This is a genomic window from Leucobacter holotrichiae (assembly GCF_055791005.1).
Map to the genome: position 1 here is coordinate 161083 of NZ_JBVUAC010000001.1, position 26083 is coordinate 187165.

General features: G+C 69.8%; 24 protein-coding genes. 10 read left to right on the forward strand and 14 right to left on the reverse strand.

All coding sequences use genetic code 11. From position 1 onward, the window contains the following. The first annotated feature begins 117 nt into the window (after positions 1–117). Positions 118–492 carry a nuclear transport factor 2 family protein gene (locus AC0KXF_RS00780; RefSeq protein WP_473107392.1) on the forward strand — a complete coding sequence of 125 codons (375 nt, stop codon included), beginning with the start codon at positions 118–120 and terminating at the stop codon, positions 490–492. Positions 493–555: 63 nt separating this feature from the next. Here the strand turns inward: AC0KXF_RS00780 and AC0KXF_RS00785 are convergent, their stop codons facing one another. After that, entirely contained in the window at positions 556–1617 is a 1062-nt protein-coding gene (locus tag AC0KXF_RS00785) for a hypothetical protein (RefSeq protein WP_473107393.1), read from the reverse strand. Positions 1618–1704: 87 nt separating this feature from the next. Continuing rightward, positions 1705–1890, reverse strand: coding sequence for a CsbD family protein (locus tag AC0KXF_RS00790; protein WP_223043919.1), 186 nt, complete (start codon positions 1888–1890; stop codon positions 1705–1707). A 171-nt stretch (positions 1891–2061) separates the two neighbouring features. On the opposite strand from AC0KXF_RS00790, the gene AC0KXF_RS00795 reads away from it, so the two are divergent. Then, a complete protein-coding gene (locus AC0KXF_RS00795) occupies positions 2062–2865 on the forward strand; it encodes a DUF1206 domain-containing protein (protein ID WP_473107394.1) in 804 nt (267 codons plus the stop codon). Positions 2866–2872: 7 nt separating this feature from the next. Further along, positions 2873–3547: a Pr6Pr family membrane protein gene (locus tag AC0KXF_RS00800; protein ID WP_473107395.1), complete on the forward strand. Its 675-nt coding sequence runs from the start codon at positions 2873–2875 to the stop codon at positions 3545–3547. Between the two features lie 60 nt (positions 3548–3607). Here the strand turns inward: AC0KXF_RS00800 and AC0KXF_RS00805 are convergent, their stop codons facing one another. From AC0KXF_RS00805 to AC0KXF_RS00820, 4 genes are all read right to left on the reverse strand, one after another. Beyond that, the gene (locus AC0KXF_RS00805) at positions 3608–3844 is read right to left on the reverse strand and encodes an Rv0909 family putative TA system antitoxin (RefSeq protein WP_223043920.1); all 237 of its coding nucleotides are present in this window, start codon (positions 3842–3844) and stop codon (positions 3608–3610) included. 93 nt (positions 3845–3937) lie between these two features. Beyond that, positions 3938–4567 carry a hypothetical protein gene (locus AC0KXF_RS00810; RefSeq protein WP_473107396.1) on the reverse strand — a complete coding sequence of 210 codons (630 nt, stop codon included), beginning with the start codon at positions 4565–4567 and terminating at the stop codon, positions 3938–3940. Between the two features lie 9 nt (positions 4568–4576). Beyond that, on the reverse strand, positions 4577–5641 hold the full coding sequence (gene zapE / locus AC0KXF_RS00815; protein WP_223043922.1) for a cell division protein ZapE: 1065 nt from the start codon (positions 5639–5641) through the stop codon (positions 4577–4579). Between the two features lie 41 nt (positions 5642–5682). Next, positions 5683–6861: an alpha/beta hydrolase family protein gene (locus tag AC0KXF_RS00820; protein WP_473107397.1), complete on the reverse strand. Its 1179-nt coding sequence runs from the start codon at positions 6859–6861 to the stop codon at positions 5683–5685. Positions 6862–6946: 85 nt separating this feature from the next. Here AC0KXF_RS00820 and AC0KXF_RS00825 point away from each other — a divergent pair, with 85 nt between their 5' ends. The 4 genes from AC0KXF_RS00825 to AC0KXF_RS00840 all read left to right on the forward strand — a co-directional run bounded on the left by AC0KXF_RS00825 (position 6947) and on the right by AC0KXF_RS00840 (position 12168). Next, on the forward strand, positions 6947–7519 hold the full coding sequence (locus AC0KXF_RS00825) for a DUF3000 domain-containing protein (RefSeq protein WP_223045126.1): 573 nt from the start codon (positions 6947–6949) through the stop codon (positions 7517–7519). Then, a complete protein-coding gene (locus tag AC0KXF_RS00830) occupies positions 7516–8709 on the forward strand; it encodes an HRDC domain-containing protein (protein WP_473107398.1) in 1194 nt (397 codons plus the stop codon). The genes AC0KXF_RS00825 and AC0KXF_RS00830 overlap by 4 nt, the downstream gene beginning before the upstream one ends. Before the next feature lie 121 nt (positions 8710–8830). Then, positions 8831–10027 (forward strand): thiolase family protein, encoded by a 1197-nt coding sequence (locus AC0KXF_RS00835; protein WP_473107399.1) that lies wholly within the window; start codon positions 8831–8833, stop codon positions 10025–10027. A gap of 5 nt (positions 10028–10032) precedes the next feature. Further along, positions 10033–12168 carry a 3-hydroxyacyl-CoA dehydrogenase NAD-binding domain-containing protein gene (locus AC0KXF_RS00840; protein WP_473107400.1) on the forward strand — a complete coding sequence of 712 codons (2136 nt, stop codon included), beginning with the start codon at positions 10033–10035 and terminating at the stop codon, positions 12166–12168. Between the two features lie 84 nt (positions 12169–12252). Here the strand turns inward: AC0KXF_RS00840 and dxs are convergent, their stop codons facing one another. The 5 genes from dxs to dut all read right to left on the reverse strand — a co-directional run bounded on the left by dxs (position 12253) and on the right by dut (position 19118). Next, positions 12253–14190 carry a 1-deoxy-D-xylulose-5-phosphate synthase gene (gene dxs / locus AC0KXF_RS00845; RefSeq protein WP_473107879.1) on the reverse strand — a complete coding sequence of 646 codons (1938 nt, stop codon included), beginning with the start codon at positions 14188–14190 and terminating at the stop codon, positions 12253–12255. 146 nt (positions 14191–14336) lie between these two features. Further along, positions 14337–17024, reverse strand: a complete 2688-nt coding sequence (acnA, locus tag AC0KXF_RS00850; protein ID WP_473107401.1) for an aconitate hydratase AcnA — start codon at positions 17022–17024, stop codon at positions 14337–14339. Positions 17025–17177: 153 nt separating this feature from the next. Beyond that, positions 17178–17936 carry a DUF3159 domain-containing protein gene (locus AC0KXF_RS00855; RefSeq protein WP_473107402.1) on the reverse strand — a complete coding sequence of 253 codons (759 nt, stop codon included), beginning with the start codon at positions 17934–17936 and terminating at the stop codon, positions 17178–17180. Beyond that, positions 17933–18616, reverse strand: a complete 684-nt coding sequence (locus AC0KXF_RS00860) for a DUF3710 domain-containing protein (protein WP_473107403.1) — start codon at positions 18614–18616, stop codon at positions 17933–17935. The genes AC0KXF_RS00855 and AC0KXF_RS00860 overlap by 4 nt, the downstream gene beginning before the upstream one ends. A gap of 64 nt (positions 18617–18680) precedes the next feature. Beyond that, the gene (dut, locus tag AC0KXF_RS00865) at positions 18681–19118 is read right to left on the reverse strand and encodes a dUTP diphosphatase (protein WP_223043929.1); all 438 of its coding nucleotides are present in this window, start codon (positions 19116–19118) and stop codon (positions 18681–18683) included. Positions 19119–19208: 90 nt separating this feature from the next. Here dut and AC0KXF_RS00870 point away from each other — a divergent pair, with 90 nt between their 5' ends. Further along, positions 19209–19676, forward strand: a complete 468-nt coding sequence (locus AC0KXF_RS00870; protein WP_473107404.1) for a DUF3093 domain-containing protein — start codon at positions 19209–19211, stop codon at positions 19674–19676. An 84-nt stretch (positions 19677–19760) separates the two neighbouring features. On the opposite strand, the gene AC0KXF_RS00875 is transcribed toward AC0KXF_RS00870, so the two are convergent. Next, positions 19761–20051, reverse strand: coding sequence for a DUF4193 domain-containing protein (locus tag AC0KXF_RS00875; protein WP_223045128.1), 291 nt, complete (start codon positions 20049–20051; stop codon positions 19761–19763). A gap of 234 nt (positions 20052–20285) precedes the next feature. Here AC0KXF_RS00875 and sepH point away from each other — a divergent pair, with 234 nt between their 5' ends. Further along, complete coding sequence (gene sepH, locus AC0KXF_RS00880; RefSeq protein ID WP_473107405.1) at positions 20286–21494, forward strand: septation protein SepH; 1209 nt, start codon at positions 20286–20288, stop codon at positions 21492–21494. 62 nt (positions 21495–21556) lie between these two features. Here sepH and AC0KXF_RS00885 read toward each other — a convergent pair whose 3' ends face one another. Further along, a complete protein-coding gene (locus tag AC0KXF_RS00885) occupies positions 21557–22771 on the reverse strand; it encodes an alkaline phosphatase family protein (RefSeq protein WP_473107406.1) in 1215 nt (404 codons plus the stop codon). Between the two features lie 10 nt (positions 22772–22781). On the opposite strand from AC0KXF_RS00885, the gene AC0KXF_RS00890 reads away from it, so the two are divergent. Continuing rightward, on the forward strand, positions 22782–25235 hold the full coding sequence (locus AC0KXF_RS00890; RefSeq protein WP_473107407.1) for a DNA gyrase/topoisomerase IV subunit A: 2454 nt from the start codon (positions 22782–22784) through the stop codon (positions 25233–25235). A gap of 131 nt (positions 25236–25366) precedes the next feature. Here the strand turns inward: AC0KXF_RS00890 and AC0KXF_RS00895 are convergent, their stop codons facing one another. Further along, positions 25367–25810 (reverse strand): hypothetical protein, encoded by a 444-nt coding sequence (locus AC0KXF_RS00895; RefSeq protein ID WP_473107408.1) that lies wholly within the window; start codon positions 25808–25810, stop codon positions 25367–25369. Between the last annotated feature and the right edge of the window lie 273 nt (positions 25811–26083).

Consider the following 26083-nt stretch of genomic DNA (forward strand, 5'->3'; position numbering starts at 1 on the left):
GCTGAGTCTCAGCAGTGACCTCGCGAGAATGGCGGACGCTTCGCGTCCGCTTTGAAGTTCTCGCGCTGGTCGGCGTCACGGTCGCATCACAGCGCCCCGAGGGGTATACCTGAATGCATGGACGGTTTCTCCCTGGACGAGCTTCTCGCCCTCGAGCACGCGGGCTGGCGCTCGCTCTGCGCATCGAGGGGCGGCTCCTTCTACGGCAGGCTCATGACCTCCGACGCCGTTTTTGTCCTGGTCAACGGGACGGCGATGACGCGCGCCGAAGTGGCCGCCGCGCTGGACGGCGCCCCCGCGTGGGAGTCGTACGAGATCAGCGACGCGCGGCTCGTTCCGATCGGCACCGACAGTGCCGCGCTCGTGTACCGATCCACGTCGCATCGGGACGACCTCCCCGAGCCGTTCGTCGCCCTGATGTCGAGCGTCTACGTCCGCGTCGACGGGGAGCCGCGGCTCGCGCTGTACCAGCAGACGACCGTCACGCACTGACGCTGGGGGAAACACCGCCCGCAGTTCTGCGCCGTGCGCAGACGCGGATCCGCCCGGCAGCCGCTACTCCTTCTCGGAATTGATCCGCTGCCGCTCCCGTCGGCCGTGCGTGAGCTGCTTCACGTCGGCATCGCGGTCGAAGCTCGAGCCGAGCGCGCCGGCGACGGTGCCCATGGCGGCGCTCAGAACGGCGATGTCGAGGTAGTTCGAGAATTCGGCCTTCGAACCGAGCACCTCGCTCATGAAGTCGGGGTCGATGATGATGAGCGCGCTCAGCAGGATGATCACCGTGAGCGAGACGTACAGAGCGAGCACGCACAGCACCAGCGTGAGCACCGTCGAGAGGTTGTAGAGCAGGATCACCTCGGTGAAGCTCGCATGCCCAGGCCGATCCCACAGCCGATTGCCGATCAGCAGCCAGGCCACGATCACGCAGATCGCGAGCACGCTGATCACGGCCAGCCTCGCCGGGCTCAGCACCGCCGACATCTGCCAGATCGAGTTGTAGAAGATGCCGAAGGCGCCGGCTGCCGCAGCGGCGGCGAGGGCGCTCGAGAGTTTGGGCAGGATCCGCCAGGGCTGGTTGGTGATCACCATGCCGAGCACGGTTCGCGCTCCCCCGACCAGCCTCCGCGACTGCAGCAGCCGGTTCGAGTTCTCGGGTGCGTCGATCCACCGGGCCCAGGAGATCCGATCGCGTTCGCGGCCCCGTCCGCCGTGCATCTGCTGCGCGCATGACACGAGCACTGCCACGAGCCGTCTGCGCGTCGCGCCCGCGCCGAGCGTCGGCAACGACACGACGCCCACATCGTCTGAGGTCAGCACCTCGGCGACGAGCGGCTTCCCGTGCCGGTGCCTCGGAATCTCGGTGACCATGAGGATCGCGTCCACGCGTTCGTATTCGGCGGAGAGATGTTTGACGTCGGTGATGTCGAGGGTGTCGTCGGGGTCGATCCTGATCAGTTCGGTGCGCACGCGTACCTCAACGGGTGAGGCGAGCGCAGCCGCGAGCGCGTTCTCGAGACGGTGGCGCACGTCGTGCGCGCGTCGGCTGGGCAGCCCGGGATCGGCGACGACCAGCACGCACAGGCGGTTCTCGGTTCCCGCGCGGGGTGCGTGTGCCATCTGCTCTTCCGTTCGTTCGCTCCCGACGCGGTGGACACGACGGATCCCCGCGACTCGTGATGGGGAGCCGCGGGGATCGAGGGACGGTTACCGGTCGAAGGCGTCCTTCGCCGCGTCCTTGGTCTTCTCCGCGGCGTTCTTGAGGTCGCCCTTCGCCTGATCCGCCTTTCCTTCGGCGACCTTGCTCTCGTCGCCGGTGACGTTGCCGAGGGCCTCCTTGGCCTTGCCCTTGGCCTTGTCCATTCCTGCTGACAGCTTGTCCGATGCGCTCATGTGGAGCCTCCTTCGTGTCGTCGTCGGGGCCTACTCTTCCAGGACGAGCGGATCACCTCCAGGGGCTTGTCTCGAGCGCCTGACTGTGCCAAGATTTGCGGCCGCGGCGGGCAGGAGTCCGCCCGAGGTCGTGTGCGACCGAAGCGGGCGGGATAGGGCTACGCTCGAAGCGTGAGAGCAGAGATGAAGGCTGCCGCGCGGAGCGCCGAGGACACGCCGCAGCTGCGGGTGCTCGCCCGTGGCGGGTACGTCGCGAGCGGGGTCATCCACCTGATCATCGGAGGGATCGCGCTGGTGCTCGCATCGAGCGGGCACGGCGAGTCGGATCAGGCCGGGGCGCTCACCGCGATCGCGTCCGCACCGCTCGGCTTCGCCGCGCTGTGGGCGGTCGCCGTACTGCTGTGGGCGCTCGGCATCTACCACGGCGTTCACGGCCTGGCACTGCGCATCGAGCGCGCTCCCGAACGGTGGAGGCGCCGGATCGCCCAGTGGGCTCAGGCCGCGCTCTTCATCGGAATGGGCGTGATCGCGGCGGTCGTCGCCGTGGGCGGTCGCCCGGATCCCGATTCGAGCGCTCGGGAGGCGAGCCGAGGGCTGCTCACCTTTCCGGGAGGTCCGGTGCTGCTCGGGCTGGTCGGTGCGGGGTTCGTGGTCGGCGGAGCCGCGTGGGTGGTCATGGGGGTGCGACGCAGCTTCCGCCGGCGCGTGTCGCTGCCGGAGGGCCCGGCCGGCGTCGTCATCGCGGGGATCGGCGTCGTCGGCTTCGTCATCAAGGGAATCGCCTTCGCGGTGATCGGGGCGCTGCTGATCGTGGCGGCGGTGAAGCGCGACCCCCACGCCGCGGGCGGCCTCGACGCCGCGGTCGAGACGCTGAGGGCGCTCCCCTTCGGGGGCGCCCTTGTGGCGGTCATGGGCGTCGGGTTCGCGGCGTACGGGATCTTCTGCGTCTTCCGGGCACGGTATGCGGACCTCTAGGGCCGGAATGCCGGATCCTGCCGGCCCGACCGAGACCGCGACTCCGATCGAGACCGCGACTCCGACCGCCGCTGCCGCGGTCGGAGTCGCGAGGATCCTCTTCGGAACGGGTGTCACCGCGGTGCTCGTGTACGGCTATTTCGAGGGGCTCTCCCACGGCCGCACCAATCCGTTCGACTACTTCGGCTACTTCACCAACCTCACGAGCCTGCTCACGAGCGCGATCCTCATCGCCTCGGGCTCGAGCACGATTCGGGGGCGCCGCCCCGGCACCGGACTCGTCTCGGCCCGCGCCGCCTCGATCACCGGCATGATCGTGGTGGCCGTGATTTACAACGGGCTGGTGCCCGGCACCGCGTCCGCTCCCCCGTGGGTGAGCGTCATCCTGCACGCAGTGCTGCCGCTCGCCGCGGTGCTCGACTGGCTGCTCGTCGGCGATCGACCGAGACTGCCGTGGCGGCGGATCTGGATCGTGCTCCCCTACCCGGTGCTGTGGCTGACGGTCGTGCTCGTGCGCGGAGCGACCGATGGCTGGGTGCCCTACGGCTTCCTACTACCCGAACGCGGGCTGCAGCTGCTCGTGGCGACCGTCGCCGGCCTGCTCGCGACACTGCTCGTCGCGGCCGCCGGGGTCTGGGCGGGGAGCCGGCTGCGAGGGATGCGCGGCGCGCTGCGGCGCTGACGGCGTCGGCCCCTCGCTCCGAGGCGCGAGGGGCCGACGCGGATCTAGCATGCGGATCGACTAGGCATTGCCGATCTTGCCGTCGAGGTTGTCGCGCACGTCGGCGACCGTGTCGCTATGCTTCCCGCCGGTCACCTTGTTCGCCAGGTCGGCTGCGCCGTCGAGGATCTTATCGCTGATGTTCTCGGCCTGCTCGCTCTTCAGCGCCTCCTCGATCTTCCCCGCGTTCTGCTTCGCGAACTCGCCGGCCTTACCGGCCAGCTCGGATGCCTGCTTGCCCAGATCCTCGATACCCATGTCTGACTTCCTCTCATCGCGCGCCGACGGACTCGTCGCGTTGGCGCCATTATCGCGCGCTTGAGGGGGTCTGCGACAGAGGCGAGGCGAAAATCATCCGCGAATACCGTGCAGCGCGGCGATGACGCGCACCGCGTCGACGAACCGCTCGCGCGAGAGCACGTGCCCCTCTCGACGCATGCCGCCGTCCGTGATGCGCAGCACGCGGTCGGGTGCGAGGAAGCTCGGCCGGCCCTGGCTGTCCCAGTCCCCGGCGCCCACCGACACGAAACCCGCATGCTGCTTCGTGCTGAGGTAGCAGCCCGCCACGGCCCCGCCACCGGTCCTCGCGATGATGAGCACCGGGCGATCCTTGCCCCGTCCGTCGTTCTCCGCGTAGGGCACCCAGGTCCAGACCACCTCGCCGGGGTCGGGATCGCCATCGGGGTGGGGTTCGTAGCTCGGGCGCAGGGAGCGGATCTCCTCGGGGGTCAGATCGCGAGTGGCTCCGACGCCCTCGCGCCCGGGACTGTGCTCGAGATCGAACTGCGGGGATCGGGATCGCGGGTGCGCGTCCCGCGATGCTCGCAGCCGGGCCCGCCCGACCGAAGAATCCGAGGAGTCGCGGGAACGCGCGCCCGACGCTCCTCTGGATCCGGAGCCCTTCTGCGACCCGATCAGCGCATCGACGACGGCGCGCGCGATCCCGCGCAGCAGCCCGCGGCCGGGTCCGGTGCCCGCCATGCTCCCGGCCTACGCCTCGAGCTCGCTCGCGGTGAGCGCATTGAGACGGGACATGCAGCGCAGGTACTTCTTGCGGTAGCCGCCGTCGAGCATGCCGCCCCCGAAGATCGAGGTGAGCGGGATGCCGGTGGCGCGGACCGGGATCTGCGCATCGTAGACGCGGTCGATGAACGCGACGAAGCGCAGCGCGGCCGACTGATCGGTGAGCTCGTGCACGTCGCGGAGACCGATGCACTGCACGCCGTCGAGCATGCCGACGTAACTGGACGGGTGCACGGTGGCGAGGTGCGCGATGAGCTGCCCGAAGTCATCGTCGGTCATACGCTCGCCTGAGGCGGCGACATCGGCGAGCGCGAAGCGGTAGGCGTCGTCGGTGAGGGCAACGGCGTCGCCCTCGATGTCGCGCTGGCGGTAGTCGACGCCGTCGATGCGCACGGTGACGAAGCGGTCCGCCATCGCCTGGATCTCCCGCATGAAGTCGGCGGCGGCGAAGCGCCCCTCGCCCAGAGCGTTCGGCGGGGTGTTCGAGGTCGCGATGAACCGGGAGCCCGTCGAGGTCAGATCCTTGATGAGCCGTGTCATCAGCATCGTGTCGCCCGGATCATCGAGCTCGAACTCGTCGATGCAGATGAGCTTCGCGCCCTGCAGCACTCCCACGGCGCCGTCGTAGCCGAGGGCGCCGACCAGTGCCGTGAACTGGATGAAGGTGCCGAAGTACTTGCGGCCCGCGGTCGCGTGCCAGGCCGCGGCGAGGAGGTGGGTCTTGCCGACGCCGAAGCCGCCGTCGAGGTAGACGCCCGGCTTGCTCGGCGAACTCGTCCTCGTCTCCGCCGGCTTCTTGCGGCCGAAGCCGAAGAAACCGCCGCGGGCGACGGCCGGCTCGGGCTCGGTGAACGACCGCAGCAGGCTGCGGGCCTCCTCCTGCGACGGGTACTCGGGGTCGGGCCGGTACGAGTCGAACGAGGCGTGATCGAACTGCGGCGGAGGAACGAGGGTCGCGACCAGTTCGGCGCCGGTGATATTGGGGCGCCGGTCGACGAGCCGGGCTGAGCTGTGCTGGGGGTCAGTTGACATCGCGAGTCAGTCTATCGCCTCGGCCGCGCGCGCCGTCGCTTTCAGCCGCGCCAGGCGGGGCGGGGCAGTGCGCGGGCGAACTGCTCGGTGACGGCCTCCCAAGCCGTCGGGTCGACGTTCCAGAGCTTCACGTGCTCTCCCCGCTGCTGCAGTCGCAGCTGCACCAGATCGGGCCTGGCCGCGGCCAGCCTCTCAGATCCGCTGCACGGCACGAAGGTGTCCTGCCGGCTCGTGTGGATCAGCACCGGCACCCGGAGCTCGCGGCCGAACTCGGCCGCGTCGAGCTCGTCGAACGCGATGCCTCCGGCTTCGCCGCCACGCACCCTGCCCTGCCAGAGCAGCCGGATCCCGAGCTCGGCGACGAGCCGCGGCGCCCGCTTACCCGCGGCGTGATAGCGCAGCAGCTCATCCCAGTCGATCGCAGGAGAATCGAGGATCAGGCCGTCGAGCAGGTCGCGGTGCGCGCCGCGCGTGGCCGCGACGAGCGCCGCGGTGCCGCCCATCGACCAGCCGAAGAGGGTCACACGCTCCGCTCCCCTGCGGCGCGCCTCCGCGATGGCCGCGTCGACGTCCCGGGCCTCGGATACACCCACCCCGTACCGGCCGTGCGCGCCGCCGGGGGCACCCGGATCGTTGCGGTAGCTGATGATGAGGTTCGTGATGCCGGCGCGAGCCAGCGGGGCGACGCCGCGCAGGGTCTCCTCGGGCGGCGCGCCGCGTCCGTGCACGTGGACCGCCCACCGCTTCTTGCGAGACCGGGCCGGGTGAACGATCCACGCCTCGGCGTCGCCGAGTTCGGTCGGGTACTCGATGCGCTCGGTTCTGTAGCCGAGTTCATCGGGGGAGGCGTACCACCAGCCGGTCAGGCGGCCGCGGGCCCCCTCCTGCAGATCTCCGCGATCCACGCGCAGCAGCTCCCGGGCGACGCCCTCCCGGCCGGCGGCGATCACGGGCCCCAACCTCGCATGCCCCGCTCCGCCGTCGAACACCAGCGAATAGCGGCCGGGCAGATCGCTGTCCGTGCCGCGCAGCCTGACGACGGCGGCTGATCCGCGCCGCTGCAACGCCGTCACCGTGACCGGGGACTCCGGCTCTTGCTCGGGAGTGACCGCCATTCGCGCGAGCACCACACCGCCCGCCACGACGCCCGCCGCGCCGATCGCGGCCGCTCCCGCCGCGAATCCGAGCGCGCGCGCCGCTCCCCGCTGCCAGTTCCCCATGTGCGCTCTCCTCTCTTCGCGATCCTCGCCTGCACGGCGTGGCATCGTGAAAACCCTCACAGCAAACTCTAGTGTTCCCTCTGTGATGGCAAGGATTGGTCTGCAGTCGGTCGACTTCGACGTCGCCGCCCAGCAGATCCGAAGCGCACGCCTGCGCAGCGAGCTCGTGACGCAGGAGATCCCGGCGCCCGAGCGCATCGCGCCCCGATCCATAGCTCTCGCCGCCGGAGTCGCCCGCGGCCCGCAGCGCGGTCCCTCCCCCGAGGCGACGATCGACTCGCACCACGGCGCGGGTCGCCTGGTGCTCATGCACGATCCGGAGTCGGCCGAGGAGTGGGGCGCTCCCTTCCGCATCGTCTGCTTCGCGCAGGCGCCCCTTGAGGTCGAGATCGGCGTCGACCCGTTCATCTCCGACGTCGCGTGGTCCTGGCTCGTCGATGCCCTCGACTCCCGGGGCGCGGACTACACCTACATCTCCGGCACGGCGACGAAGACGCTCTCGAGCGGCTTCGGCACGCTCGAAGCGCAGGGCGACGCCGCGCAGATCGAGCTGCGCGCCTCGTGGACCCCGCTCGGCTCCGACTTCTCCGCCCACGCCGAGGCGTGGGCGGAACTGCTGTGCCTGCTCGCGGGTCTCCCGCACCGGGAGGGCGAGTGACCGTGGTCGAGCAGTCGGATCTCGAGACCGATTGGTCGCTCGTCACCGACCAGGCCGGTCTCGAGCGGGCCGCCGACGCCCTCGCATCGGGCAGCGGCCCCGTCGGAGTCGATGCCGAGCGGGCGTCGGGGTTCACCTACGGCTCCGAGGCGTATCTCGTGCAGGCATTCCGCCGGGACAGCCGTCCCTTCCTCTTCGATCCCACCGGGATATCCAGCTTCGAACCGCTCGCGGCGGCCATCGGCGACGAGGAGTGGATCCTGCACGCCGCGAGCCAGGATCTCCCGTGCCTCCGCGCGATCGGCCTGGAGCCGCGCCGCCTCTTCGACACCGAGCTGGCCGCGAGACTGCTCGGCTACGAGCGCGTGGGGCTCGGCGCCGTCGTCGAATCCCTGCTCGGCATCAGCCTCGAGAAGGCGCATTCGGCGGCCGACTGGTCGCAGCGCCCCCTGCCGGAGCCGTGGCTGGAGTACGCCGCGCTCGATGTCGCACTGCTGCCGGATCTGCGCGACGCCGTGTCCCGGGACCTCGAGGCGCAGGGCAAGACGGAGTTCGCCCTGCAGGAGTTCGAGGCGGTGCGCACGCGCCCCGAGAAGCCGCGCAATCCGGAGCCGTGGCGCAAACTGTCGGGCGGCCATGCGCTGCGGTCCCCGAGAGCGCTCGCCATCGCCCGCGAGCTCTGGGTCGCCCGCGACGAGCTGGCGCGCGAACGCGACGTCGCGCCCGGCAGGCTCATCCCCGACGCCTCGATCGTCGCCGCGGCCGGTGCGAACCCGCGCTCCAAGAACGATCTCGCGCGCCTGCAAACCTTCAGGGGGCGCGCGAGCCGCACCGAGATCGACCGCTGGTGGCGCGCGATCCTGCGGGGCAAGACGACCGAGGATCTGCCGGGGCCGAAGACGCGGGACCCCGGCGCCCTTCCGCATCACCGCGGATGGGCGCAGCGGCACCCGGCGGCGGCGGCTCGGCTCGCGGCGGCGCGCGCCGCCCTCGAGGCCGAGGCCGAGCGGCAGCGCATCCCGCTCGAGAACCTGCTGACCCCGGATACGCTGCGGCGCGTGGCCTGGGATCCTCCGGGAGAGCGATCCGCCGACGACGTGGCACTGCGTCTCAAAGAGCTCGGCGCGCGCGACTGGCAGATTGGGATCAGCGCACCACTCATCGCTGCGGCTTTTGTCGATCTTGCATAATTCCTGACTCGGAACTGCTCGGAATTGCGGGGATCCCGCAAGCCCTCTTCCGTCAGTGAGACTCCGTCTCTAGGATGGTGGGTACGCAGATCACACACCTGATGGAGGCACAGTGGCCGCAATGAGAGAAGTCGTCTACGTCGACGGGGTGCGCACCCCGTTCGGACGCGCCGGCGAAAAGGGCATGTACGCGGGGACCCGCGCCGACGACCTCGCGGTCAAGGCGCTGCAGGGCCTGCTCGAGCGCAATGAGGCGCTGCCGCTCGACCGCATCGACGACGTGGGGATCGCGGCGACGACGCAGCAGGGCGATCAAGGGCTCACCCTCGGCCGCACGGTGGCGATGCTCGCCGGGCTGCCCGTCACCGTGCCGGGCTTCGCGCTCGACCGGATGTGCGCGGGTGCGCTCACCGTCGCGTCGTTCATGGGGGCCGCGATCGGATCCGGCCAGTACGACCTCGCGATCGCCGGCGGCGTCGAGCATATGGGGCGGCACCCCATCGGACTCGACGCCGATCCCAACCCCCGCTTCGTCGCGGAGAAGCTCGTGAGTCCCGACGCCCTCAATATGGGCATCACCGCGGAGCGTCTGCACGACCGATTCCCCGGGCTCACCAAGGAGCGAGCCGACCGCTTCGGCATGCTCAGCCAGCACAAGGTGCAGGCGGCGTACGACCGCGGCGACATCCAGGCGGACCTGGTGCCCGTCGCCACGCGCTCCGAGAGCGGATGGGGCCTCGCCACGGAAGACGAGGGCCGCCGCCCCGAGACCACGATGGAGGGCCTTGCGAACCTCAAGACGCCCTTCCGCCCTCACGGCCGCGTGACCGCGGGCAACGCCTCGCCGCTCACCGACGGGGCGACGGTATCGCTGCTCGCCGGAGCCGACACGGCCAAGGAGCTGGGACTCAGTGCCAGGATGCGCCTCGTGGGCTTCGCGTTCGCGGGTGTGCAGCCCGAGGTGATGGGGCTCGGCCCCGTGCCCTCGACCGAGAAGGCGCTGAAGCGCGCGGGCCTCACCATCGACGACATCGGACTCTTCGAGCTCAACGAGGCATTCGCGGTGCAGGTGCTCTCGTTCACCGATCACTTCGGGATCGCCGACGACGATCCGCGCGTCAACCCGTGGGGCGGAGCGATCGCATTCGGGCATCCTCTCGCGGCCTCCGGCGTGCGCCTGATGATCCAGCTCGCTCGCCAGTTCGAGCAGCGCCCCGACGTGCGCTACGGCATCACCGCCATGTGCGTCGGCCTCGGCCAGGGCGGCACCGCCATCTGGGAGAATCCTCACTTCGACGGCAAGAAGGGCAAGAAGTAACCGCCATGACCGATTACAGCAAGATCGATTTCTCGCCGATCATCGAGGCTTCGGCCGACGAGGTCGTCACCGAGGCGCACGTGCGCGACGTCGCGCTGCCCTCGGGAGGCACGCTCGCGCTCATCACCCTCGACAACGGGCGCGACCACACCCGCCCCAACACGCTCGGCCCCCGCACCCTCCAGGGCCTCGAGCGGGTGCTCGACGAGCAGCGCGACCGTGCGGCGGCCGGCGAGATCCGCGCCGTCGCCGTCACGGGCAAGCCCTTCATCTTCGCCGCGGGCGCCGACCTCTCGAAGGTGTCGACGCTCGCGACGGAGCAGAACGCGCGCCTCATGGCGCAGTACGGTCACCGGGTGCTGGGCAAGCTCCGCAAGCTCGGCGTGCCCTCGTTCTCGTTCGTCAACGGGCTCGCGCTCGGCGGCGCGATGGAGATCGCGCTGAACTCCGATTACCGCACATTGGATTCGTCGGCGGCGGCTCTCGCCTTCCCGGAGGTCTTCCTCGGCATCATCCCGGGGTGGGGCGGCGCCACCCTCGTACCGAACCTCATCGGCATCGAGAAGGCGCTCGAGATCATCGTCTCGAACCCCCTCAAGAACAACCGCATGCTGAAGCCGGAGCAGGCCTACGAACTCGGCCTCTTCGACGCCATGTTCGGCGCCGCCAGCTTCCTCGAGCAGTCGGTCGCCTGGGCGGACGGCGTGCTCGAGGGCCGGATCAAGGTCGATCGCCCGAACGTGCCGGGCAAGCTCGAGCGTCTCACCAAGTGGCCCGCCGCGATCAAGATCGCCCGCGACACCCTCAAGGCGCGCATCGGCTCCACGCCCAAGGCTCCCTACGTCGCACTCGATCTGCTGAACGCCGCGCGCGACAACGACATCGAGCGCGGATTCGAGCGCGAGGACGAGGCGCTCGCCGAGCTGATCTCGGGCGACCAGTTCGCAGCCTCGGTCTACGCCTTCGACCTCGTGCAGAAGCGTGCGAAGCGGCCCGCCGGCGCACCCGATCGCGAGCTCGCTCGCCCGATCAAGAAGGTCGGTGTGATCGGCGCCGGACTCATGGCGAGCCAGTTCGCGCTGCTCTTCGCGCGCAAACTGCGGGTTCCCGTGCTGATCACGGACCTCGACCAGGCCCGGGTCGACAAGGGCCTCGAGTACATCCGCGGCGAGATCGACAAGATGGAGCAGAAGGGCCGCCTGTCGTCCGACGACGCGAATCAGGTGCGCGCGCTCGTGAGCGGGACGACCGACAAGACGCTCTACGCCGACTGCGACTGGGTGATCGAGGCCGTCTTCGAGGAGCTCGGCGTGAAGCAGCAGGTGTTCGGCGAGATCGAGCCGATCATCTCCCCCGAGGCGATCATCGCCACCAACACCTCGTCGCTGTCGGTCGAGGAGATCGGCGCGAAGCTCGAACATCCCGAGCGGCTCGTCGGCTTCCACTTCTTCAACCCGGTCGCCGTGATGCCGCTGATCGAGGTCGTGAAGGCTCCCGGCACGGACGATCCCACGCTCGCCACCGCGATGGCGGTCGCGAAGAAGCTCGGCAAGAGCGCCGTCATCACCGCGGACCGCCCCGGCTTCGTGGTGAACCGCCTGCTGGCGAAGGTCATGGGCGAGGCGGCCCGCGCGCTCGACGAGGGCACGCCCATGCCCGTGGTGGAGCGAGCGCTCGCGCCCATCGGCCTGCCCATGGGCCCTTTCGAGCTCATCGACCTGGTGGGATGGAAGGTCGCGGCGCACGTGCAGGACACCATGGTGCACGCCTTCCCCGAGCGCTTCTACGCCTCGGAGAACCTGCATCGGCTGGCCGAGGTCGACGCGCCGCTCGTCAAGACCAAGCTCGGCAAGGTCGAGGACCTGTCGAAGGCGGGTCGGAAGGCGATCACGGTCGGCAAGGACGCGGTCGACGAGGATGAGATTCTGCGCCGTGTCGAAGACGAGCTCGCGAACGAGATCAGGATCATGCTCGACGAGGGCGTGGTTGCCGCGGCCGAGGACATCGACCTCTGCCTGATCCTCGGTGCCGGCTGGCCGTTCCAGGCCGGCGGCGCGACCCCCTACCTCGATCGGGTCGGCGCGAGCGAGCGCGCCTTCGGAGGAGCCTTCCACGAGCCCCGCATCGCGGGATCGCGGTAGCGTCGATCACGCAGCAGGTCCCCTCGACTGGTCGACCGGTCGAGGGGACCTGCTGCGTGAGGGGACCGAGGCCCTGCGCTCCGATTACTCAGGGCGGGCGATCGGGATCCGCTTGCCCCGCACCTGATCGGCGACCGCCGTGGCGATCTGCTCGGGGGTGAGTCCCGCATCGTGCAGCAGCTCGTCGCGGGAGGCGTGCTCGGGGAAGGCGTCGGGAGTGCCGAGCTCGCTCACCGCGGTGTCGACGCCGGCGTCGCGCAGGGCCTGCCTGATCCTCGTGCCGACTCCGCCGACGCGAATCCCGTCTTCGATGCTGATCAGCAGGCGGTGGCTGCGGGCGAGCTCGGTCACGGAATCGGCGACCGGCACCACCCAGCGGGGATCCACGACCGTCGAGGTGATCCCCTGCTCGGCGAGCAGCGCGGCGGCGTCGAGCGCGACGCGCGCCATCGGGCCGACCGTCACGAAGAGCACGTCGGTCGCACCTCCCTCGGCTTCGCCCTCACCGGGCTCGAGCAGCACGTCGACGCCGTCGGCCGTGCGGCGCACCGCGGGCACCGGCGCGCCGACCGCGCCCTTCGGGTATCGAACGACCGTGGGACTGTCGTCGACCCGCACGGCCTCCCCCAGCAGTTCCCGCAGCACGGACTCGTCCCGCGGCGACGCGATCCTGATGCCGGGCACGATCTGCAGCGTCGCGAGGTCCCAGACGCCGTTGTGGCTCGCGCCGTCGGGGCCGGTGATGCCGGCGCGATCCAGCACGAAGGTGACGCCCGCACGGTGCAGCGCGACGTCCATGAGCAGCTGATCGAAGGCCCGGTTCATGAACGTCGCGTAGACGGCGACGACGGGGTGCAGGCCGCCATAGGCGAGACCGGCGGCGCTCGTCACAGCGTGCTGCTCCGCGATGCCGACGTCGTACACGCGCGCCGGGTGCTTCTCGGCGAGCAGATCGAGCCCGGTCGGCGCGAGCATCGCCGCCGTGATACCTACGATCCGATCGTCCGCCTCCGCGAGCTCGACGATGCGCTCGCGGAATACCGAGGTCCAGCTCGCGCCCGACGACGCCTGCACCGGGACGCCGCTATCGGGGTCGATCTTGCCCACCGAGTGGAACTGGTCGGCCTCATCGTTCTCGGCCGGCGCGTAGCCGCGCCCCTTCTCGGTGATGACGTGCACGAGCGTGGGGCGTCCGTAGCCCTTCGCCTGGCGCAGACCCTGCTCGACGGCTTCGAGGTCGTGACCGTCGATCGGGCCGACGTACTTGATGTCGAGGTTCGCGTAGAGATCCTGATTATTGCTCGCGCGACTCGCGATGCCGCGCATGGCGCCGCGGGTGGCGCGATACACCGTGCGGCCGGGGGCGCCGAAGGCGGAGAAGAACTTCTCGCTGCCCTCCTGGAGATCGCGGTAGCTCGACGAGGTCCGCACGCCGTTGAGGAAGCGGGCCATGCCGCCGATCGTCGGGGCGTACGAGCGGCCGTTGTCGTTCACGACGATCACGAGGTTGCGGTCGTTGTCGTCGGTGATGTTGTTGAGGGCCTCCCACGTCATGCCGCCGGTGAGCGCGCCGTCGCCGACCACCGCGACCACGTGGCGGTCGAGCTGCGAGGGATCGGTCTGCGCGCGCCTTGCGAACGCCCGCGAGATGCCGTCGGCCCAGCTCAGCGAACTGGAGGCGTGCGAGCTCTCGACGATGTCGTGCTCGCTCTCGGCGCGCTGGGGATAGCCGGCGAGCCCGCCCCGCTGCCGCAGCCGCGAGAAGTCCTTGCGGCCGGTGAGCAGCTTGTGCACATAGCTCTGATGGCCGGTGTCGAAGACGATCGGGTCGCGAGGCGACTCGAAGACGCGGTGGATCGCGATCGTGAGTTCGACCACGCCGAGATTCGGGCCGAGGTGGCCGCCCGTCTTCGCGACCTCTGCGATCAGGAACTCGCGGATCTCGGCCGCGAGCTGGCGGCACTCCTCCGGAGTCAGTGCGTCGAGATCGCGAGGAGACTCGATTCGATCCAGGATCGCCACTCGGTACCTCCGCTGTCGATTCCGGCTGGATGCGCCGGGCATCCCCTCAGTCTACCGCTCAGGAGCATGACGGAAGCCCGCCCCGGACCACGACGCCTGAGGCGTGCGGAGTCGGAGCGGGCTTCCGTCGGCCGTTCGGGCCGGGCTCAGACGAGCGAGCGCAGCACGTACTGCAGAATGCCGCCGTTGCGGTAGTAGTCGGCCTCACCCGGGGTGTCGATGCGCACGATCGCGTCGAACGCGACCTGCGTGCCGTCGGCCTTCGTCGCGGTGACGGCGACCGTCTTCGGCGTCACGCCCTCGTTGAGTTTCTCGACGCCCGTGATGTCGAAGGTCTCGGTGCCGTCGAGTCCCAGGCTGTCGGCGCTCTCGCCCTGGGGGAACTGCAGCGGCAGCACACCCATGCCGATCAGGTTCGAGCGATGGATGCGCTCGAAGCTCTCGGTGATGACCGCCTTCACGCCCAGCAGGCGCGTGCCCTTCGCCGCCCAGTCGCGTGAGGAACCCGAACCGTACTCCTTGCCGCCGAGCACGACGAGCGGGATGCCCGCGGCCTGGTAGTTCTGGCAGGCGTCGTAGACGTAGGCCTGGGGGCCGCCCTCCTGAGTGAAGTCGCGGGTGAAGCCGCCCTCGACGCCCTTGCCGCCGTTCTCACCGGCGAGCAGCTGGTTGCGGATGCGGATGTTCGCGAAGGTGCCGCGAATCATGACCTCGTGGTTGCCGCGGCGCGAGCCGTAGGTGTTGAAGTCCTTCGGCGCGATGCCGTTGGCGACGAGGTACTGACCGGCCGGCGTCTCGGCCTTGAAGCTGCCCGCGGGGCTGATGTGGTCGGTGGTGACCGAATCGCCGAGCTTCAGCAGCACGCGCGCGCCCGAGATGTCGCTGACGGGTTCGGGCTTGAGCTGCATGCCGTCGAAGTAGGGCGCCTTGCGCACGTAGGTCGACTTCTCGTCCCACTCGAAGGTGTTACCGGTGGGCGTGGGCAGCGACTTCCAGTGCTGGTCGCCGTCGAACACCGTCGCGTACTTGCTGTTGAACATGCCGGAATCGATCGACGCATCGGCGATCTTCTGCACCTCGACCGGATCGGGCCAGATGTCGCGCAGGAAGATGTCGTTGCCGGCCTCGTCCTGGCCGAGGGGCTCGGCGTCGAAGTCGAAGTCCATCGTGCCCGCCAGCGAGTAGGCGACCACGAGGGGCGGGCTCGCGAGGTAGTTCATCTTGATGTCGGGGTTGATGCGGCCCTCGAAGTTGCGGTTGCCCGAGAGCACCGCGGTGACCGCGAGGTCGTTCTCGTTGACGGCGTTCGAGATCTCCTCGTTGAGGGGACCCGAGTTGCCGATGCACGTCATGCAGCCGTAACCGACGAGGTAGAAGCCGAGCGCCTCGAGGTCGTCGCGCAGACCCGACTTCTCGTAGTAGTCCGTGACGACCTTGGAACCGGGGGCGAGAGTGGTCTTCACCCACGGCTTGGCCTTGAGCCCCTTGGCGACGGCGTTGCGGGCGAGCACGCCCGCGGCGAGCATCACCGACGGGTTCGAGGTGTTGGTGCACGAGGTGATCGAGGCGAGGGTCACCGCGCCGTGATCGAGCTCGAACTCGCGGCCCGACTCGTCCTTCACCTTGGCGGGGTTCGCGGCCTGGGCGTAGTTCTTGAGATCGGTCTCGAACTGAGTCTTCGCGTTGGTGAGCTCGATGCGGTCCTGCGGGCGCTTCGGGCCGGCGATCGAGGAGACGACGGTCGACAGGTCGAGCTCGAGGTACTCGCTGAACTCGGGCTCGCGGGAGGGATCGTGCCACATGCCCTGGGCCTGGGTGTACGCCTTGACGAGCTCGATCTGCTCCTCGGGGCGGCCGGTGAGGCGCATGTAGTCGAGCGTGACGTCGTCGACCGGGAACATGGCGGCGGTCGAACCGAACTCGGGGCTCATGTTGCCGATGGTGGCGCGGTTGGCGAGCGGCACCGAGCTGACGCCCTCGCCGTAGAACTCGACGAACTTGCCGACCACGCCGTGCTTGCGCAGCATCTGGGTGATGGTGAGCACGACGTCGGTGGCGGTCACACCGGCGGGGATCTGGCCCGAGAGCTTGAAGCCGACGACGCGCGGGATCAGCATCGAGATGGGCTGGCCGAGCATCGCGGCCTCGGCCTCGATGCCGCCCACGCCCCAGCCGAGCACGCCGAGGCCGTTCTCCATGGTGGTGTGGGAGTCGGTGCCGACACAGGTGTCAGGGTAGGCCTGCACCACGCCGTCGACCTCGCGGGTGAAGGTGACGCGCGCCAGGTACTCGATGTTGACCTGGTGCACGATACCGGTGCCCGGGGGTACGACCTTGAAGTCATCGAATGCGCCCTGGCCCCAGCGGAGGAACTGGTAGCGCTCGCCGTTGCGCTGGTACTCGATCTCGACGTTCTTCGCGAAGGCGTCCTCGCGGCCGTAGACGTCGGAGATGACCGAGTGGTCGATGACGAGTTCTGCGGGGGCGAGCGGGTTGATCTTGTCGGGATCGCCGCCGAGGTCGGTGACGGCCTCGCGCATCGTGGCGAGGTCGACGACGCAGGGAACGCCCGTGAAGTCCTGCATGATCACGCGGGCGGGCGTGAACTGGATCTCGGTGTCGGGCTCGGCCGCGGGATCCCAGCCGCCGAGGGCCTCGATGTGCTCGCGCGTGACGTTCGCGCCGTCCTCCGTGCGCAGCAGGTTCTCGAGCAGCACCTTGAGGCTGTACGGCAGGCGCTCGTGCCCCGGCACCTGATCGATCCGGAAGATCTCGTATTCCTTCTCGCCGACGGCGAGGGTGCCCTTCGCACCGAAGCTGTTGACCGCTGCCATTGCAGTTCCTCCACTCATGTCCCGACACTCCGCATCTGCGAGGTGCGCTGAGGCGATTTATCTCGATGTCGAGATAATTCTACACCGGATCCGGGTGTGCTCAGATCACTCTACCGGAGGGCGCAGCCCAGGCCTCGCGCGGATTTCACGGCGCTAATCATCAGATGATGTGGCGTCGTTCTTGGCGCTGTCGAGCGAGGCGGAGACGCGGCTGAGCACGAGCCAGGTCAGGATCGCCGCGAGGGCGAAGAGCGGAACGCCCATGAGCAGCCGGGCGAGTCCCAGCGCGTCGACCGCAGCGGCGTCGCCGCCCTGCGCTGCGAAGTAGAGGGGCAGCTGCACGGCGAGTCTCGCGCCGAACGCCACGATCCAGAACACGGTGCAGAGGTTCGCGGCGCGCCGGAGCACCGGCGTCTTCCGCCACTCGGTGAGCGAGCCGCGCAGGAAGCCGAGCAGCAGGCCGATGAGCGGCCATCCCACGAGCAGTGAGACGGTGTGCGCTGCGATCCATGCCGCGTTGATCCAGAACCCGGGCAGGTAGTAGTCCTCGCCGCGGCCGGTGAACAGCGTCACGCCGACGCAGACCACGACACCGATCAACCCCGACAGGGCGGCCTGCACCGGCTCGCGGCGGATCAGGCGCCAACCGAAGGCGACCAGCGCCAACGCGAGCGGAGCGATCGCGGATACGCGGGCATCGCGGGTGAAGATGAAGACCGCCAGGTAGAGCGTCGCAGGCACGAGCGTCTCGGCGATCCCGCGCCAACCGCCGATCGCCTGCAGCACGCCGCGGGCGGAGACGCTCTCACCGCTGAGACCGGCCTCGACGACTCCCCCGAGGCCGCCGCGAGCGGCGGTCCCGCGGGACGCGGATCCCGCGCCGGCCTCCCCCTCGTGCGCTCGCTCGTTCACGCCTCCTGAGCCCCGCTCCCGGGCGAGTCATCGGCGGCGGGCGGGGTCTGGCGCTGCGCCTGCACCCCCGCGGGCACTCGGAGCGGCAGCAGCTCGCTCGGCGGCATCGGCTGCTCGCCGCGCACGACCACGAGCTCTCGGAACAGATCGATCACGCGCTCGCGCGCCGCGGCATCGACCGCGGCCTTGCCCATGATCACGCCGCGCAGCATCCAGCGCGGGCCGTCGACCGCCACGAAGCGAGCCACGCGCGAGCCGCCGCCCTGTTCGGCGGGCACGGGGGTCTGCGCCACCAGCTCGGGCCCGAGATCACCGGTTTCCTCGGCGACCGTCGCACCCTGCGACGCCATCTGCTGCGTGAGATCCGCGCGCACGCCGTTCCAGAGGCCCGTGCTCTTCGGGGCTGCGAACGCCTGCACCTGCAGCAGGGACTCCGCGTAGTCGAGCGACACCGCGACGACGCGGTTCGCCCGCTCGTCGACCTCGAGGCGCAACTGCAGCCCCTCCCGGGGTGCGACCTTGATGCCGCCCAGGTCGACGTAGGGGCGCATCGAGGGCACCTCGCTCGCGTCGAACGGGCCGTTCTCCGCGCGGTCCTCGGGCGCCGACTTCGAATCGTCGATCCGGGGAGCCTGCGGTTCGCTCAGCTCGATCTCATCGGCCTGTCGTTCTTCGCTCATACTCGAACACTCCTTGCTCACGCCCGTTTCGCCGGGCATTACGTCTGATTATGCGCGCGCGGACTCAGCCGCGCACCCCCGTCGAGCCGAACCCTCCCGCGCCGCGCTCGCTCGAGGGCAGCTCGTCGACCGGCACGAACACGGCCCGGGAGACCGGCGTGATGATCACCTGGGCGATGCGGTCGCCGACCTCGACCCGGAACGGCTGCTCCCGGTCCGTGTTGAGCAGGGTCACCTTGATCTCGCCACGGTACCCGGCGTCGATCGTGCCCGGCGAGTTCACGACGGTGATGCCGTGCTTCGCCGCGAGGCCGCTGCGGGGCACGACGAACGCGGCGTAGCCCTCCGGCAGTGCGATCGCCACGCCGGTGCCGATCAGTGCGCGCTCCCCCGGCTGCAGCACCGCCGCCTCCGCGGAGAACAGATCGGCGCCCGCATCGTCGGAATGCGCGTATCGGGGCGGAACCTCGGCTCGGATGGGGATCTCTACGACATCGGTCACCCGCACAGGCTACCGGATCGATCCAGGAACCCCTGTGAGGCCTGCTGGGGCATTCGGGGTTCTCGACGCCGCGCGGAGGATAATGGAGGCATGACGAGTCGAACCGCAGCAGATCCCACCGCCCGCAGCTACCGGGAGCGGCTCGTACCCGGGATCGGGTTCTTCATCGCGCTTCTCCTGCTTGTTCCGGCCGTCGCTCTCGTGCTGACGCCGGTCAACGCCGGGATCGCCCTGCCCACCGGCATCGCCGTCTACCTCATCGTCGCGGGCGCGATCACCCTCATGTGCCCCGTGGTCTCGGTGCGGAACGGGCGCCTCGTCGCGGGCCGCGCCGAGATCCCGGTGAGCGAGCTCGGACGCATCGAACTCCTCGGCGCGGAGGGCATGCGGGCCGCGATCGGCCCCGGCGTCGACGCGCGCAGCTACCTCGTCGTGCGCGGGTGGATCCACCGCGGAGTGCGCATCGAGAACATCGACGCCGCAGACCCCGCGCCGCAGTGGATCATCACCACCCGCCACCCGCAGAAGCTCGCGGAGGCGATCGAGGCCGCGCGCTAGGGCCGCGCGGCCGGCGGCGGGTTTAGCCCGCGCATTCCCGGGGCGGTGGCCCCGGCGCGGAATGCGCTGAATCGCTGCCGCGATTCAGCCCGCGCATTCCGCGCAGATCGGACCGAGGTCGGTCTGCTCCGCCATCTGCGAGCGGTGACGCACCAGGAAGCAACTCACGCAGGTGAACTCGTCGTCCTGCTGCGGCAGCACCACCACGTCGAGCTCGATATCGGACAGGTCCGAACCGCCCATGTTGAAGCTCGGGTTGTCGGCATCCTCTGAGTCGATGCCGGAGGCACCCTTCGCCGGTCCGCGTTCCTTCAGAGCCTCGATGGACTCGGCTTCTTCCTCGGACTTGCGCGGGGCGTCGTAATCGGTGGCCATTCTCTCCTGCATTCCCGTGCCGCGGTGCGGCACCTCATCGTTCGAGCGGCCATAGTCTGCCCTACGATCAGGCTCCGGCGCAAACTGTTCAGCCGGGAGTTCTCTGAGCGCGAGTTCCGGCGGACTCGGATCCGTGGCTCGACCCGCGTGATTCTTTCCCACGCGCCGAGTCAATACCGCGGTTCGGCGCCGTTCTGTGGCAGCCTGGGTCGCGACTCACGAAGGGATGCGCCGATGGACGAACTGCGCTTTGTGCGACGCGAAGACCGCTCGCTGATCGTTGCGAACGAGGCCGGCGAGGAATTCAGCCTCGTCGTCGACGACGCCGTGCTCAGCGAGATGCGGCACCTGAGCCGTCGCGAACGAGGCGACACCTCGCGTGTGCGCCCCCGTGAGATCCAAGCCCTGATCCGCGCCGGCAAGACGCGCTCCCAGGTGGCGGAGCTCACCGGCCTCGACGAGGCCGACATCGAGCGCTACGAGGAGCCGGTCATCGCCGAACGCAACTACGTGCTCGAGCGGGCTCACGCCGTCCCCGTGCGCACCAGCTCGGACGACGACGGCGAGCAGCGCTTCGGCGCGGTCATCGCGGAGCGTCTCATCGCCCTCGGATCGGACACGAGCGAGTGGTCGTCGTGGCGCGACCCCGAAACCGGCTGGATGATCTCCCTCGAGTTCATCTCCCGAGACGTGGCGCATCGCGCGGTCTGGTCCTTCGAGCATCGCAAGGGCCTCCTCTCGCCGGTCAACCCGGACGCGGTCAACCTCTCCAAGCAGGGCGATGTGGGAGACCGGCTGATCCCGAAGCTCAGGGCCGTCGACAGCGAGGAGCCGGCCAACCGCTTCGAGTCGGGCGCGTTCGCATCCTCGGGGGGCGGGACGGAAGAGCCCGAGGCCTCGGACGGGTCGCAGACGGAGCAGGGATCCCGAACCGAGCGCGCGGATGAATCCGATGCCGCGCCGGAGACGACGGCGCCGCTCTCGGACGCGAACGCCGAGTACCAGCGCCGCAGGGAGATCGACCAGCGGGCGATCAAGACGGAGAACGCGAATTCGGATCTGAGCCAGACCGCGGATCTGCTCGACGCCCTGCGCAAGCGGCGCGGAGAGCGGGATCGTAGCCGCGGAGTCGCCGACGAGCAGCTCGACTCCCCCGCCCCGGTAGAGCCGGAAGCCTCGGACCGCGGCCGCGATCCGGAGCCGGCACCGGCTGCCCCCCGCAGCATCTGGGGCGCCGCGGGTGTGTCCGGCGACGCAGGTCGCGGCGAGCGTGGCGGTCGCGACGGCCGCGGCGCGCAGCAGCCCGAGCCGGCGCGCGAGGCTCCGCGGGGACGCAAGGGCGAGCCCGCGGAGGGCGAGCGGGGAGCGCGCAAGGGACGGGCGTCGATCCCGAGCTGGGACGACATCCTCTTCGGCACCCGAAGCGACGAGGACCCCGCGTAACTCAGCGGGATTCGAGGAACGCGGAAGACACGGCTGCGGCGGGCCCGCCCGGTTCGCAGGGCTCAGCGGGCGGCACGCACCTCGGCGGAGACCACCGCTGACGCGAACCCGGTTCCCGCGAGCGCTCCCGCGAGGGCGAGGGGAACTCCGCGTTCGTCCTCGCTGAAGGAGCCGTGCTGGCCGACCATCTCGAGCGAGCGCGGATCGTCGGCGCTGCTGTAGTAGGCCACCTGCTTGCGCGCCGCGATGATCACGTCGCCGAGCCGGGGGGTCACCGAATCCGCGACGGGGCCGAAGCAGCCCGAGGCGATCGCCTGATCCCGCGTGGCGACCCATGCCCGCGCTCCCTCGGCCGCGGCCCACTCGCGGGCCACGCTTTCGGCGTCCGCTCCTTCCCGCATATAGAGCGAGCGGAAACGCGGCTCTCCCCCGACCTCCGCCACGTCCGCGAACAGTCCGGGATCCGCATCGAGCATGATCTGCTGGTGCGGCCCGACGTCGACGATCCCGTGATCCGCGGTCACCACGACGCCGACGTCCGCGGGCAGGGTTCGCAGGAACCCGTCGAGTTCACTGTCGAGGCGCTCCAGCCGGCGAACCCAGGCGTCGCTCTGCCAGCCGTGCTCGTGCGCCGCCTTGTCGAGCTCGTCGACGTACAGGTATGCGACGACGGGATCGCCGCTGCGCAGCAGCCGCGATGCCACGGCGAAGCGATCCTCGATCCTCTGCCCCGCGTGATACTCCGCGCCTCCCAGGATCGCCTCCGTCAGCCCGCCGGTCGCGTGCGCCGGCCTTCCGATGGCCACGGGGCGCGCGCCGATCGCGCTCGCGGTCCCGAACAGCGGTGCCGCCCGCTGCCAGGCTCGGCGGTCGTCAATGCCCTCCCAGTCCTTGAGAGTCGTGACGAGACCCAGCTCCGGGTGCCGGATCCGGTACCCGATCAGGCCGTGCTGCCCCGGCAGACGGCCGGTGGTGAGCGTGGTGAGCGCCGCGCCCGTCGTCGAAGGAGCGACGGTCTCGATGCGCCGGCGAGGCAGCCGCGCGAGGGCGGGAGCGTGCCCCTTGCGGGCGTTCAGATTCGCGTGGCCGAGGCCGTCGACCACGATCATCACGAACGATCGGAGCGCGGGCAGCCGCTCGGGATCCGGGATCGGCACTCCGGGGGTCGCGTCGAACGCGGCGCGGGGCTCGATCCCGAGCCCCAGAGCGACCGCCGAGATGCCGCTTGGCAGAATCGCGGCCAGCCTCACGCCGTTGTCGGCGGTCGTCGGTAGCATGTTCTCCATTATGACGGAAGCCCGAAGTGACGCCCCCCATGAGCTGGCCGGGGAACGCATCGAAGACATCGATATCTCGCAGGAGATGGAGGGATCGTTCCTCGAGTACGCGTACTCGGTGATCTACTCCCGCGCGCTGCCCGACGCGCGAGACGGCCTCAAGCCCGTGCAGCGCCGCATCCTCTTCATGATGCAGGACATGGGGCTGCGCCCCGAGAAGGGGCACGTGAAGTCGGCGCGCGTGGTCGGCGAGGTCATGGGCAAGCTGCACCCGCATGGCGACGCCTCGATCTACGACGCCCTCGTGCGTCTCGCGCAGGGCTTCGCCATGCGCCTGCCCCTCGTCGACGGACACGGCAACTTCGGCTCGCTCGACGACGGCCCGGCCGCGTCGCGCTACACCGAGGCCCGCCTCACGGGCGCGGCGCTCGCCATGACCGAGGCGCTCGACGAAGACGTGGTCGACTTCGTGCCGAACTACGACAACCAGATCATGCAGCCCGACGTGCTGCCCTCGGCGGTGCCCAACCTGCTGGTGAACGGGGCGAGCGGCATCGCGGTGGGCATGGCCACGAACCTCGCGCCGCACAACCTCGTCGAGGTGGTCGACGGCGCGAAGCACCTGCTGCACCACCCCGAGGCCACGGTCGACGAGCTCATGGAGTTCATTCCGGGCCCCGACCTGCCCGGAGGCGGCATCATCGTGGGGCTCGACGGGGTCAAGGACGCGTACCGCACCGGTCGCGGGGCCTTCCGCACCCGCGCGAAGGTCGCGGTCGAGCAGCTCGGCCCCCGCCGCACGGGCCTCGTCGTCACCGAGCTGCCCTACCTCGTCGGCCCCGAGCGCGTGATCGAGAAGATCAAGCAGGGCGTCGAGGCGAAGAAGCTCTCGGGCATCTCCGATGTGGCCGACCTCACCGACCGCAAGAACGGGCTGCGCCTCGTCATCACGCTCAAGACGGGCTTCTCCCCCGAGGCCGTGCTCGAGCAGCTCTACCGTTACACGCCCCTCGAAGACTCGTTCAGCATCAACTCGGTCGCGCTCGTGAACGGCCAGCCGCAGACGCTCGGTCTGCGCGAGATGCTGCGCGTCTTCCTCGACCACCGCATCTCCGTCATCACCCGCCGCAGCGAGTTCCGGCTCAAGAAGCGGCGCGAGCGCCTGCACCTCGTCGAGGGTCTGCTCATCGCGATCCTCGACATCGACGAGGTCATCCAGCTCATCCGCACGAGCGACGACGCCGAGACCGCGCGCACGCGACTCATGCAGGTGTTCGACCTCTCCGAGGCACAGGCGGAGTACATCCTCGAACTGCGGCTGCGCCGCCTCACCAAGTTCTCCCGCGTCGAACTCGAAGCCGAGCGCGACGAGCTGCGGGCCGAGATCGAAGCGCTGCTCGAGATCCTCGGCAGCGACGAGAGGCTGCGCGCGGTCGTCGCCGACGAGCTCGACCAGGCGGCCGAGGCCTTCGGCACGCCCCGCCGCACCGTGCTCACGGGAGCCGTCGCCCGGCCCGCGCGAGCCTCGGCGGCGTCGAAATCGCTCGAGGTCGCGGACACCCCGTGCACCGTGCTCCTCTCGGCCACGGGCCGCGCGCTGCGCATCGATCGAGACCCGGAGGCCCCCGACTCCCCGCGCTCAGCGTCGCGTGCGACCAAGCACGGGGCCATCATGTCGAGCGCCGAAAGCACCGTGCGCGGAGAGCTCGGCGCGATCCTCAGCGACGGCAGCCTGCACCGCTTCACCCCGGTCGATCTCCCCATCGTCCCCGCCGCATCCATCGCGTTCTCGGCGGGCGTGAAGATCGCCGACTACCTCGGCCTCACCGACAAGAAGCTGCGTGTCGTGGGCCTCGTGCCGCTCGATACCGAGACTCCGATCGGACTGTTCACCGAGCAGGGGACGGTGAAGCGCGTGGTGCTCACCGATCTGCCCGCCAAACCCGAGTTCGAGGTCATCGGGCTCAAGGCCGGCGACCGCCTCATCGGCGCCTTCGCGGCTCCCGACGACTCGGAGTTCGCGGTCGTGACGAGCGACGCGCAGCTGCTGCGGTTCGCCGCCTCCGCGGTGCGTCCGCAGGGGCGCCCGGCTGCCGGCATGGCGGGCATCAGGCTGGGGAACGAGGCCCGCGTCGTCTTCGCCGGGGCCGTGCCGGAGGGGGCCGAGGCCCGCGTCGTCACAGTGGCCGATAGCTCGATCACGCTGCCCGGTACCGATGTGGCGACGGCAAAGGTCTCGGACTGGGCGGAGTTCCCCGCGAAGGGGCGCGCGACCGGCGGTGTGCGGGCACAGCGCTTCCTGAAGTGGGAGGACCAGATCGCCTGCGCCTGGGTCGGCACGGGTGAACCGCGCGCGCTGGCCGCCGACGGTTCGGCGCGCAAGCTCCCCACGGAGCTCGGCAAGCGCGACGGGTCGGGCCAGCCGATCGACGGCGCCGCCGCCTACGTGGGCGTGGCGCCGTAGGGCCGCGGCAAGGAGGTCTTCGTCCCGAAATCGGGGTCGCTTGCGGCGTCTATTTCGGCTCGGAAGCACCCTAAGCGACCCCGATTCTTGATCTCTCAGATGTTCAAGGCGGCGGAAGCCTCTGCTCGACCCTATGGGGACCAACCCCCTTTGATGAGAGCCGCGAAGGTCTGATCCCGAAGCTTGCGCGGTTCTCGGTAGAGCAGTGACGAGGTGACGCGGATCGGATCCCAGTCCGCGCGCACGTAGTCCCGAAGCTTCTGCACGTCCCGATGCCACTGTTTCCGCCGCACTCTGTGATGGTCCCCCTCGTACTCGTGCAGCACCCGGAACTCGGGGAAGGCGATCTCGCTGCACCCCAGGAAGCGACCCGCTGAGTCATACACGTCGAAATCGAGCTCAGGTTCGGGGGCTCCCCACTCCGCCAGTGCGAGGCGCAGATGCGTTTCCGGGGCGGAGGCGCTGCGCGTCGAGAGGAACGGGAGCATCTCGAGTAGGGCCGCCCCGTCGCGCCGATACGGCGCGGCGGCAGATGCCTCGAGTTCCTCGAGCGTGGCGTGGGGAGGCCGGGACAACCGTTGCGTTCCCGCGATTCGCGGAAGATGGATCGCACCGTCCCCGAGCGCTATCGCGTCCCGCCGGCTGAGGCGGGGTCCGAGCATGCTCCAAGTCGTGGGAACATCGCTCACCGGAATTCCCTCATGAATGACTACGCCCGCAAGGTGCGGGGCGATCCTGTATCCGATCACCCCTGCCATCCGCGGTGCACGGCGAGGCGACAGACAAGCGACCTCCAGCGAGTCCCCAGAGGTCGCGGGCACCGGTAGCCGCCAGAGTGCCGCGGCGGT